Origin of the sequence: Hymenobacter profundi, from assembly GCF_019334315.1 — a bacterium.
Classification (GTDB): Bacteria; Bacteroidota; Bacteroidia; order Cytophagales; family Hymenobacteraceae; genus Hymenobacter; species Hymenobacter profundi.
Window position 1 is genome coordinate 1 of the sequence record NZ_JAHWGL010000137.1, and the last position, 10,749, is coordinate 10,749.

11 protein-coding genes are annotated in these 10,749 nt (G+C 57.4%); 9 read left to right on the forward strand and 2 right to left on the reverse strand.

Features of this window, described 5'->3' with window-relative positions:
- Window positions 1–124 precede the first annotated feature (124 nt).
- Together KYK14_RS20290 and KYK14_RS20295 are read left to right on the forward strand one after the other, a co-directional pair.
- Window positions 125–691, forward strand: a complete 567-nt coding sequence (locus tag KYK14_RS20290) for a DUF922 domain-containing protein (protein WP_219161518.1) — start codon at window positions 125–127, stop codon at window positions 689–691.
- Window positions 692–732: 41 nt separating this feature from the next.
- A complete protein-coding gene (locus tag KYK14_RS20295) occupies window positions 733–1,089 on the forward strand; it encodes a tRNA-binding protein (protein ID WP_208305879.1) in 357 nt (118 codons plus the stop codon).
- Window positions 1,090–1,171: 82 nt separating this feature from the next.
- Here the strand turns inward: KYK14_RS20295 and KYK14_RS20300 are convergent, their stop codons facing one another.
- A complete protein-coding gene (locus KYK14_RS20300) occupies window positions 1,172–1,549 on the reverse strand; it encodes a DUF4296 domain-containing protein (RefSeq protein ID WP_185283025.1) in 378 nt (125 codons plus the stop codon).
- A 37-nt stretch (window positions 1,550–1,586) separates the two neighbouring features.
- Here KYK14_RS20300 and KYK14_RS20305 point away from each other — a divergent pair, with 37 nt between their 5' ends.
- A complete protein-coding gene (locus KYK14_RS20305; RefSeq protein WP_219161520.1) occupies window positions 1,587–2,489 on the forward strand; it encodes a DUF58 domain-containing protein in 903 nt (300 codons plus the stop codon).
- Complete coding sequence (locus KYK14_RS20310; protein WP_219161522.1) at window positions 2,482–3,429, forward strand: hypothetical protein; 948 nt, start codon at window positions 2,482–2,484, stop codon at window positions 3,427–3,429. Before KYK14_RS20305 ends, KYK14_RS20310 begins: the two co-directional genes overlap by 8 nt.
- Before the next feature lie 154 nt (window positions 3,430–3,583).
- Here KYK14_RS20310 and KYK14_RS20315 read toward each other — a convergent pair whose 3' ends face one another.
- Window positions 3,584–4,381, reverse strand: a complete 798-nt coding sequence (locus KYK14_RS20315) for an alpha/beta hydrolase (protein WP_219161524.1) — start codon at window positions 4,379–4,381, stop codon at window positions 3,584–3,586.
- A gap of 308 nt (window positions 4,382–4,689) precedes the next feature.
- Here KYK14_RS20315 and KYK14_RS20320 point away from each other — a divergent pair, with 308 nt between their 5' ends.
- The 5 genes from KYK14_RS20320 (at window position 4,690) to KYK14_RS20340 (ending at window position 10,702) form a co-directional block, all read left to right on the forward strand.
- Complete coding sequence (locus KYK14_RS20320; RefSeq protein ID WP_219161526.1) at window positions 4,690–5,808, forward strand: acyltransferase family protein; 1,119 nt, start codon at window positions 4,690–4,692, stop codon at window positions 5,806–5,808.
- A gap of 266 nt (window positions 5,809–6,074) precedes the next feature.
- Window positions 6,075–7,289: a glycoside hydrolase family 76 protein gene (locus KYK14_RS20325; protein WP_219161528.1), complete on the forward strand. Its 1,215-nt coding sequence runs from the start codon at window positions 6,075–6,077 to the stop codon at window positions 7,287–7,289.
- A gap of 265 nt (window positions 7,290–7,554) precedes the next feature.
- Window positions 7,555–8,790: a hypothetical protein gene (locus KYK14_RS20330; protein ID WP_219161530.1), complete on the forward strand. Its 1,236-nt coding sequence runs from the start codon at window positions 7,555–7,557 to the stop codon at window positions 8,788–8,790.
- A gap of 142 nt (window positions 8,791–8,932) precedes the next feature.
- Complete coding sequence (locus KYK14_RS20335) at window positions 8,933–9,985, forward strand: vWA domain-containing protein (RefSeq protein WP_246601955.1); 1,053 nt, start codon at window positions 8,933–8,935, stop codon at window positions 9,983–9,985.
- A gap of 48 nt (window positions 9,986–10,033) precedes the next feature.
- A complete protein-coding gene (locus tag KYK14_RS20340) occupies window positions 10,034–10,702 on the forward strand; it encodes a YggS family pyridoxal phosphate-dependent enzyme (RefSeq protein WP_219161532.1) in 669 nt (222 codons plus the stop codon).
- Window positions 10,703–10,749: the final 47 nt, after the last annotated feature.

Consider the following 10,749-nt stretch of genomic DNA (forward strand, 5'->3'; position numbering starts at 1 on the left):
TCCTTCGCAAGCTCAGGATGACAGCCGTATTCTTTATTCACAACCTCACAACTCACCATCTCATCACTTCGCAACTAAATAACTTCCTTTCAGCGTTGGCACGGAAGTAGTATTCCTGTCTGCCATGTCCTTCTTCTCGTTTCTGTTGCCTAGCCTGCTGCTGGGCGGCTTTTTTTCCGTTCCTACGCCCGCCCAAACCACGCCGCCTAAGCCCGAGGTTATTGCGTGGTCGGCGCAACGCAAGCTCACCTGGGCCGATTTCAAGACTAAGCCTACCCCTGCTGACCGCTTGGCGGCCCTCACCTCAGCCAATATTGATGTGCAGGTAGGCTGCAAGGATTTCGTGTTTTCCTCGCAGGTGCAGGCTGTCTTTATGCCCACTGAATCGTGGGTACGGGAGGCCACCAAGGCCAGCCCCGAGCTGCTGCGCCACGAGCAGCTGCACTTCGATATCACGGAGCTGTATGCTCGCCGCATGCGCCAGAAGCTGAGCCAAACGCAGTTCGATTGCCAGCATCTGCAACCCAAGTTTCAGAACCTGACCAAAGCCATGTTTTCGGAGTGGCAGCGCGAGGAAGCCCGCTACGACCAGGCTACTAACCACGGCCTGAACAAGCCGCAACAGCAGCTATGGGAAACCCAGGTGCAGCAAAAGCTGGCGCAGTTGGAGCAGTTTGCCTTGGCGCAATAAGAACCGTTGACCTTGCGTGAAGTGCTACCTTGGCACTACGTATGGCAGAATCCACCACTCCCGCTCCCCTTTCTTGGGACGAATTTACGCGCGTCGACTTGCGCGTGGGCACCATTGTAGAAGCCCGCGAATTCCCGCAGGCGCGTAAGCCAGCCTACCAGCTGCTAGTTGATCTCGGACCGAAAATCGGCCTAAAACAATCCAGCGCCCAGATCACGCACCACTACCAGCCCTCCGACCTCGTAGGCCGCCAAGTGTGGTGCGTGGTTAACTTCCCACCTAAGCAAATCGGTCCGTTTCGCTCCGAGGTACTCGTGACGGGCACACCCGATGCCGATGGGCATATTGTGCTGGCCACAGTGGCTAGCCCTGTGCCCAACGGCAGCCGTTTATTATAAGAATGGTGAAGTTTTGAACTTACACTCGCATTCCATGCTCTCCTGCACTCACTCAGCTATGCCGAGTGAGTGCGAACAATAGCTATTTCGTTTGATTGTTCTGGCTGGCCTCTTCCAGCTTCTTTTCGCGGGCCGCTAGACTGTCGATAATTTCCCCGTAGATACCATCCAAGTCTTTGTCGTGGATGGCGTAGTAGCGGTAGCTCTGCTGAAAGACCGAATCCGTGACCTGGTGCTGCTGCAATACCAGGCGCTGCTGCTCGTTGTAGAGCGCCCGCGCTGAATCGGTGCTCAGGCGGCCCGACTCGATACGCGCTTCCAAGATGTGCAGGTCGATGAGGATGCCGCGCATCTGTTCTTTGGAGAGCAGTTGGGCGGGTGGTACGGCCATTTCGGGCCGGTCGCAACTGCTCAGTAACAGACTCAAAGACAGCAGGGCGTAGGATAAAAGAGTTTTCACGTGGGCAAAGTTAGCCAGATCCCGTAGTTTAGCCGTGATGAATACGCCCGAATCCACGCCTTTCCAGCAACTTGTGCGCCGTTTGCGGCAAATGGAGATACGTATTCTCAAAACTGCCGACGCGCAGCTACAGGGCGATTTCAGCTCGGTGTTCAAGGGCACGGGGTTGGAGTTTGATGATGTGCGCCTCTACCAGTACGGCGACGAGGTGCGCGCCATCGACTGGGCCGTATCCAGCAAAGGGCACGGCACGTTTGTGAAGACGTACAAGGAAGAACGCGAACAGTCAGTTTTATTGCTGCTCGATGTTAGCGCCTCGCAGCAGGTAGGTGCCCAGGGTAGGCGCAAGCTCGATGTGGGCCGCGACATCTGTGGCCTACTGGCGCTGGCTGCCGCCCGGCAAGAGGCCCAGTTGGGCATTTTTGCGTTTTCGGACCAAAAAGAGCTGTTTCTGGCACCCGGCAAAGGTATTCGGCACGCCTATGCTCTCATCAAACGGCTGTTTGACCTGGAACCTCGCTCGCGCCAAACCAATGTAGCCGAGGGCATCAAGCAGGCGCTGGGCCTGCTGAAGCGGCGCAGCATTGTGCTGCTGATTTCGGACTTTATTGACACCAACTACGAGCGGGAGCTGACGATGCTGGCCCGCAAGCACGACCTGATTGTGGTGCAGCTGCTGGATCAGCGCGAGCGGGAGTTTCCGCCCCTAGGCATCATACCGCTGCTCGATCAGGAAACCGGCCGCACCGTGTGGACCAACACGTCTTCGACGGTATTTCGGGCACGTTACCGGGCCACGTACGAGCAAAACCGCGAGCAAATCGGGCAGATCTGCCGTCGGCACCGCACCGAGTTTATATCCATCGCCACCGATTCCGACTTCGTGCCGCAATTGGTGAGTTTGTTTCGGAGGCGCAACCAGCGGGGTGGCCGTGGGTAAGCGCGCCGCTTGGGTAGGGCAGCTACTAGCGGGGCTTTTGTGGCTACTTGGTAGCACCGCGTACGGGCAGGCCGTGCCCCGCAACGACACCTTGCCGCGTGGCCGTTTTGTGCAGCCTACCGTGCGCGTGGGCCAGCCCATTCGCTACGAGCTAACCTACCACCATGCGCCGAATCTGGAAGTGATTTTTCCGGATTCGACGGCCGATTTTGCGCCGTTTGAGCTGATTCGGCGCTCCTACCAGCCCACCCGCACCCGCCAGGGCCGCAGCCTCGACCGCACCGTGTATCTGTTGCGCACCTTTTCCCTAGACCCCGTGCAGCGCCTGCGTCTACCTGTGCTGGTGCTGCGCGGCCGCGATACGCTCACGGTGCCCGCTCTCCCCGACTCGGTGCAGCTAACGCGCACAGCAGCTCCTTTACAACCCGGTGTTCCTACCCCTACCCTCCGCGCTAATGTGCAACCACTGCCCATAGAAGCGCGCTTCAACTACCCCTACTGGCTGGCTGGCTTCGCAGTGTTGGCACTCGTGGCCGGGGGGCTAGTACTCGGGTTTCGCAAAAGCCTGCGGCGGCGCTATCAGCGGTACCGGCGGCGCAAAAATCACGCGTATTTCCTCACTCAATATGCCCGTCACATCGAGCGGTTTGAGCTGTCGCGCTCCCTCACCAACATGGAGCGCGCCATCACGCTCTGGAAAAACTACCTCAGCACCCTCGAAAACAACAGCATCAACAGCCTGACTACCCGCGAGATAGTAGCGCACTACCACCACGACCCACGCGTGGCCCAGGCCTTGCACCTGGCCGACCGCATGATCTACGGCAACCAGCTGATGGAAGAAGAAACCGAAAGTCCGCTGGTATTCGACCTACTGCGCGAGTTTGCAGAAGTGCGCTACCAGGCCGATGAGCGCTCATTAAATCCAGCACGAGGGTAACTTTGGAACTGCGCTATCCTAACGTAGAATCTGTTCTGTTCAGCGGATGAGTTCCTAGCCTACTCACAGAGCTTTGCGAAAAGCCAGGAGCGTCAGGCCTACGTGCCTCTTGAAGAAGATGTTGAAGCAGGACACATACTAGAAGTATAAACAGTTACTTACCAGCTGTATTGGTTGTAGGTTTGAAAACAGTGCGCAACGCCTTCAGCGCGGCTGGATGATAAATTGTTGCGTGCGTTTCCTCAGGCATGGGTTCGTAATACCACCGGATGGTGCGCTTCGCTGCCTTCAGCGCGGGTGGAAGCCGGCGCGATTCGGGAATCTGGGCATCATCGCTACTGGAGGCGACATACACCGTTTTTGCCTGGCCGCTGTAGCCCTGTAGCATGGCTTTGGCCTGGTCTACCAACTGGCCCTTGTTCCACCACAGGCTAGGGTCAAAGGCAATGTACGTGTCGAAGAGCTCTGGCTCCAGAAGCAGTGTTTCCAGCACAAACAAGCCCGCCAACGATTCCCCCATGATGGCCGTTTCGGCAGCGGTGTGGTATCGCTCCCGGATTAGAGGCATGAGCTCCGTGCGAATAAACAGCCGAAACGCAGCAGACCCGCCTACCTGTGGGGCAATCTTCCGATCCTCTTCGCTGTTGGTGGGGCCAGTGAGGTCGCGCCGGCGTTGGGTGTTTTCAATCCCGACCAATATAAACGGACGCATGGCCCCGTTGCCCGTGAGCACCTGTACCAAACCAGCCACGTGCAGAAAGTCTTCCTTCTGCCCGCCATCGGGCATGTACAGTACGGGCAGCCGTATGGCGGCTGAATCGGTATAACCCGGTGGTACATACACGTTGATGCGGCGCGTTTCGTGCAGCGCCTCCGACGGCAGCGTGAAGGTTTGCCCAATGGTCAGGGGCGTGGACGCTGTTTGGGCATGCGCCGCGGGGTAACAGCTCACAAAGAGCAACAGGGCGCAGAGTGCAAGGAGACGACTAGCTTTCACAAGAAAGAGAATAGTATAAGATACCGGAAGGAGCCGCGAAGGTACGCGAATGAGCCAAGGCCCCGCTAGGCCTCGCGCTTATCCCTTGTATTCTAGGCACGAGAAGAATCGGTTATTGCTGCTAGCCTTTCCCTACTCGTGCAGGTACACGTCGTACCAAACTACATGCTTAGAGCAAAGAGGCCTACCCCTACTGCGCCTTTCATCTGCTCGGTTTGTATACTTTGCCAAAGATTTATCTTCTCGCCTGTTTAGCCGATCTGATGCCAGGAACACACAACAAGGAGCTAGCCACTCCACCCCACTACCCCGTCTTAGACGGTCTTCGCGGGGTTGCGGCCATCATCGTGGTCACCTTTCATCTGACCGAGCCACTGGGAACCGGACACCTGGATATTCTGGTCAATCACGGCTATTTGGCGGTCGACTTCTTCTTCCTGCTATCTGGCTTCGTGATTGGCTACGCTTATGATGACCGTTGGTACAAGATGAGCGTAGGCGGTTTTCTAAAACGCCGGGTCGCACGCCTCCAACCTATGGTAGTGCTGGGAATGACCCTCGGCGCCATCGGCTTCTATTTCACTGATTCTACCATCTGGCCACTCATTCATACGGTTCCCGTCTGGAAGATGCTGTTGGTGCTGCTCATTGGGTATACCATCCTACCCGTGCCGCTGTCGCTGGATATACGGGGCTGGCAAGAGATGCACCCTTTGAATAGCGTAGGCTGGTCGTTGTTCTTCGAATACGTGGCGAACCTATTGTATGCCATCTGGATCCGGAAGTTTTCTAACACCGCTTTATGCATCCTGGTTGGCCTCTCGGCTATTGCCCTGGCCCACTTGGCCATCACCAACGGCGACGTTAGTGGCGGCTGGACGCTGAATGTAGAGCAGGTCCGCATTGGCCTCACCCGTACGATGTTCCCTTTCAGTGCCGGGCTGTTGCTTTCTCGGGTAGCCAAGCCCACGGGGCGCATACGCAACGCCTTTTTCTGGTGCAGCCTGCTACTGGCTACCCTGCTGTATATGCCGCGCCTGGGCGGCGCGACGCATCTGTGGCTGAACGGGCTCTATGAATCGGTGTGCATTATCCTCCTTTTTCCGCTCATCGTCTACCTGGGTGCCAGTAGCGCGGTGCAAACGCACCACGAGAGCAGACTGTGTAGGTTTTTGGGCGACCTATCCTACCCGCTTTACCTGGTGCACTACCCGCTGGTCTATTTTTATGTTGCCTGGATCAGCAATCATCCAGGCACCACGCTTACGCAGGCGTGGCCCTATGCGCTACTTATTTTACTAGGCGGAATCGTGCTGGCGTATGCTGCCTTGAAATGGTACGATGAGCCGGTTCGCAAGTGGTTACGGAGAAAACTTGTGTAGGCTCGGACTATTGGAATACGTGTGGCCAAGGCGCTGGCATCAGCTACCTACCCCTATCTATCCTTATTCTACAGCATTCGTAGTGAGGCGCTTGAACTGCTTTTTTGCTTAGGACTAGTTTCGTAGGCAGCAAAAAACCTGTACCTTCTCCGGTATCGTACCGCAGCGCACACTTTATAGCGCGTTGGATAGATGGCCTACCCCGGCTGCCAGGTCACGAAGCCGCTCGTCACTAGGACTACCTTCCCACCCATACTCCACATCCTATGCAAACGAACCACGTTACCCACCCCCACCCCCAGGCCTCCGTGCCTTCTAGCCTACGGCACACCCTGCACCGGAGTATTCTGCCAGCCGTGTTGCTGAGCCTGCTTTCGGGCTGTCAAGAGGAGGTTTTCACCGATAGTGACGCGACGGGCGGAGTGGCTCCTACCCAGGTCAGCGCGCTGGCCGTCGTGCCCAAAAGCGAAGCGCTGCTGGCGCTGACTAGCTACGACAACAAGTACTACAACCAGTATGGCACGTATGGCCCTACCTTCAAGGCCAACTACTGGTTTGATCTGGCCAAGACCCGGCGCATGGACTTCTGGACCCAGGCCGAAGCCATTGAAACCGTCATTGATGCCTATAATGTAAACCCTACCACTGAGTACAAGAACAAAATCCAGTACCTCTACAACGGCATGCGCGATGCCCACGGCCTGCTGTGGAGCAGCAACGAGTTCAACGACGACATCATCTGGGGCTCCTTGATGTGCATCCGCGCCTACGAGATCTGGAACGACGGGGGCATGCTGGATATGGCACGGCAGAACTTTGACTTGGTGTGGGCCCGCGGTTGGGACACCACGCTGGGCGGGGGCTTGTGGTGGAAAACCGACAAGCTCTCCAAAAACACCTGCGTGAATGCGCCGGCCGTGATTTGCGCCATGCGCCTCTACAAAGCCACCGGCGACGTGAGCTACCGTAACAAAGCCAAGATGATTATGGACTGGCTGGTGCCGCAGATGTATGTGCCCGCCACCGGCGAAGTGAAGGGGGCAGTGAACAAAGCTGGCCAAATTACGGAGGGGGCCTTGCTGTATACGCAGGGCACCTTTATTGGGGCGGCCAATGAATTGCGACCCTACTACAGCAGCCCCGACTACCGGAGTATGGGACTCCAGGCGATGAACTATGCCCGCACCAGCTTATCCAAGTCGCCCGGCGGTATTTTACAGGATGAAGACGCCGTACTGGACATTCAGGGAGGCAAGTCCATCTTTGCGCGGTGGGCCTGTATTTTCGTGAAAGACACCGGCACCGCCTCCACGTACGGTCCGTGGCTGGACCTAAATGCTAGCCAGGCGTGGTCGATCCGCAACTCGAACGGGTTGATGTGGAATCTGTGGAGTACGCGCACCTCCGACACGGACAACCTGAACTCGTGGCGCACGAATGGCGGCGTGTCTATGATGCTTAACCTCTACCGTTTCCGATAGCTTAAGTGGGTAGGAAGTCAGATAAGAGCTACCCCTAAGAGAAGCATGAAAGCCCCTCCGACGAGGGGCTTTCTCGTTTTTATGGTGGAATGATGTGACCCGAAGTAGCGCCTCGTTAGCTCTGAGTTCAATTCCCATTAGATAAGCCCGAGAGGAAAGCCGCCTTAAATGAAGATTACATGAAACATAGTTGCATATCTAACATTAATTGTCTTAATATTGCATCAATGTTTCATGTAATCTTCATTCAAGGCAGCTTACCCTTATGAAATTCAACCTTTCCACCTCTACCTTTTTACTGGCGTTACTTGCCACGGCAACGTTGTCTTCGTGCGACGACAACGACTCAGATGCCGCACCTGACGCAGCTGCTACTGAGCAGGAGCATCGTTACGTACGGGTATTGGTAAGCGACGAGCAAGACACCAAGCTCACGCAAATAACTCCCTTCGATGCTTCGGTGACCTCCTTCAACACCAAGTTTCCGCTGGCCAACCTGTACACCACGGCTTCTGGCCGTTTTGCAACGGTGCTGTATCAGAGTCAAAACATGGTGGAAGTATTTGATACGGGGCTAGAGTCGCACGTAGACCATGTGGATGTGAAGGGTACGCCGAAATGGGCTGCTATTACGGCCAATGGCGCGAAGCCTACCCATTTCAAAAGCAAAGGCACTGAGTCGCTGATTTTTAACGACGGCGACGGTACCCTCAGCGTCGGTAATGACGCCGATTTTCATACGCCGGGCGCAACGTTCAAGACCATCAATGCTGGACTGCTGCCACACCACGGGGCTATGGCCCAGTTCGACAATGGCAACTACGCCGTGACGGTTGCCCCTACCTCTGGTGCCAGCCCTACCAGTGTGCGCATAGTCAGCAGCACGGGTAGCCTGGTGCACGCCTCTACCCTGACAACCGGGAGCATCCATGGCAACGCCACCGACGGGCAGAACGCCGTATTTGGCTGCTTTACTACCTCTGCTAATACTTCGGGCAGCGTGTTGGTGGTGAAACAGTCGGGCGAGCAGCGCCTGATTGCTAACCCAGCCGATTTTGGCGCTTTCCGTCTGGCCAGCGTCTATTATGCCAAGGCAGCCAATAAGTTTATTGGCTACGTGGCCACTAAAGGCGCCTATTTCATCGACCTGGGCACCGACCGGATTACGCCCATCTATACTGGCAATGATGCTATACAGTGCAAGGTAGACCAGGCGGGCAGCAACCTGCTAATTCTTACCCTTGATGGAAAGCTGCGCGTATACGACCTCGCCACCGGCACCCTGAAAAAGGAAGGCCAGGCCATTCCCGCTACCCCAGCCGCCGATACCTACAAGCCGGTTTTGGAAGCGACGGAACGCTACGCCTACATTGCCGTGCCTTCGCTGGGCGAGGTGCACCAAGTGAAGCTCACGGATTTTGGTAGCGTAACCAAGCACAAGGTATCGGCCCGGCCGGTGCGCCTCACGGTGGCTGGCTTCGAGAGTAGCGCTGCGCACTAAACCCTTCGCGGCGCTTTCAGCCTGCGACCAATAGAGTAGTATCTTTGGCAAAGACTTCCGTGGCGGAAGGATATAGCAGGCCGTGCCTGCCGTATTCCGCACACGGAAGTCTTTTGCCGTCTACCCTGCCCTTCTCTATTCTATGCTCGAACAGCTTTGGCACCGCTTGCTGGCCCCTTTCCTGGACGCGTTGCGCTACTCTACGCTGACGGGCTACACCTGGCAGGAGCCGCGCTTGTTGCTCCTGGTGCCGGTGGTGCCGCTGCTCTTTGTGGTACGCTGGGCGCTGACCTACCGTCGCCGGGCCCGGCTGGGAGTGGCCTTTGTGGGGGGTAGGGTGCGCCAGGATTGGTCGGCGCTGCTGCGTTTTGTGCCCGATGTGGTGCTGGCCCTCAGCCTGATGTTTGGCCTGGTGGCGCTGGCCCGCCCTCAACGCACCGACGAGCGCGTGGTGCAAACCGGCGAGGGCATCGACTTGCTGCTGGTGCTGGACGTATCGGGCTCGATGGAGCTGGGCGACCTGCGCCCCAACCGCCTGGAAGCCGCCAAGCGCCTGGCCCGCGAGTTTGTGGACAGCCGCGCCGGCGACCGGGTAGGGCTGGTGGTGTTTGCTGGCGATGCCTACTCCCTGGCCCCCCTCACCACCGACTATGACCTGCTGCGCGACGAGCTGCGCAACCTACACTTGGGTATGATTGCCAACGACGGCACGGCCATTGGCTCTGCGCTGGGCGTGGCCACCAACCGCCTTCGGGCTTCGCGCAGCCGTACCAAAGTGTGCATCTTGCTTTCCGACGGCGAGAATACTGCCGGCAGCCTCGACCCGCTCACGGCCGCCCAACTGGCCCACGCCTACGGCCTGAAAATCTACACCATCGGCCTGGGCCGCGACGGTACCGTTCCCTTTGGCACCGACCCGTCGGGCCGCACCCGCTACGTGGAAACCCGCCTCGACGAAACCACCATGCGCCAAATTGCGCAGGCTGGCGAAGGCCAGTTCTTCCGTGCCACCGACAATGCGGGCCTGCGCCAAGTATTCCGGCGTATCAATCAGTACGAGAAGTCCGAAATCAAGCAAACACGCTACCGCAATACCAAGGATTACTACCGCATCTACCTGGGGTGGTGCGTGTTGCTGTGGCTGGTGTGGCTGGGGCTGAAGAACACGTTTTTGACGAATGCGTTGGAGGATTAAGTCCGACCTTATCCCTTACCCCACGGCGGCAGTGCCTACCTTTGCCGCATGAGCATTGCCGAGAACATTCAGCACATAGAAACCGAGCTGGCCGGAACGCCGGCCCGCCTGGTAGTCGTCACGAAAACCCACCCGGTAGCGAAGCTGCAAGAAGCCTATGAGGCCGGTGCGCGGCTGTTTGGCGAAAACAAGGTGCAGGAGATGGTGGCCAAGCAACCCGAGCTGCCCGCCGACGTGGAATGGCACCTCATTGGGCACCTGCAAACCAATAAGGTGAAGCAACTGGCGCCCTTCGTGCATACCATCCAGAGCATCGACAGCTTAAAACTGCTGTTGGAAATTGATAAACGGGCCGCCCAGCACGACCGGGTGGTGAACGGCCTACTGCAATTCCACATTGCCGACGAGGAAACCAAAACCGGCCTCAGCTTCGCGGAAGCCGAAGAAATGCTGCAATCCGACGAGTATCAGCAGCTCCGTCACGTGCGCCTAACGGGCGTGATGGGTGTGGCTACCTTCACCGATGATGTGGCCCAGCTCCGCCGCGAGTTCCAGACGCTGCGCGGCTACTTCGAGCAGCTGAAGAGCCGCTTTTTCGCCGATGCCGACCATTTCCGGGAAATCTCCATGGGCATGAGTTCCGACTACCCCCTGGCCATCGAAGAAGGTAGCACCCTGGTGCGGGTAGGCAGCGCTATTTTTGGCGCACGGGGGTAAACTCGCATGCTTCTAAAGATTGTCATTTCGACCAGCGGGAGGAATCT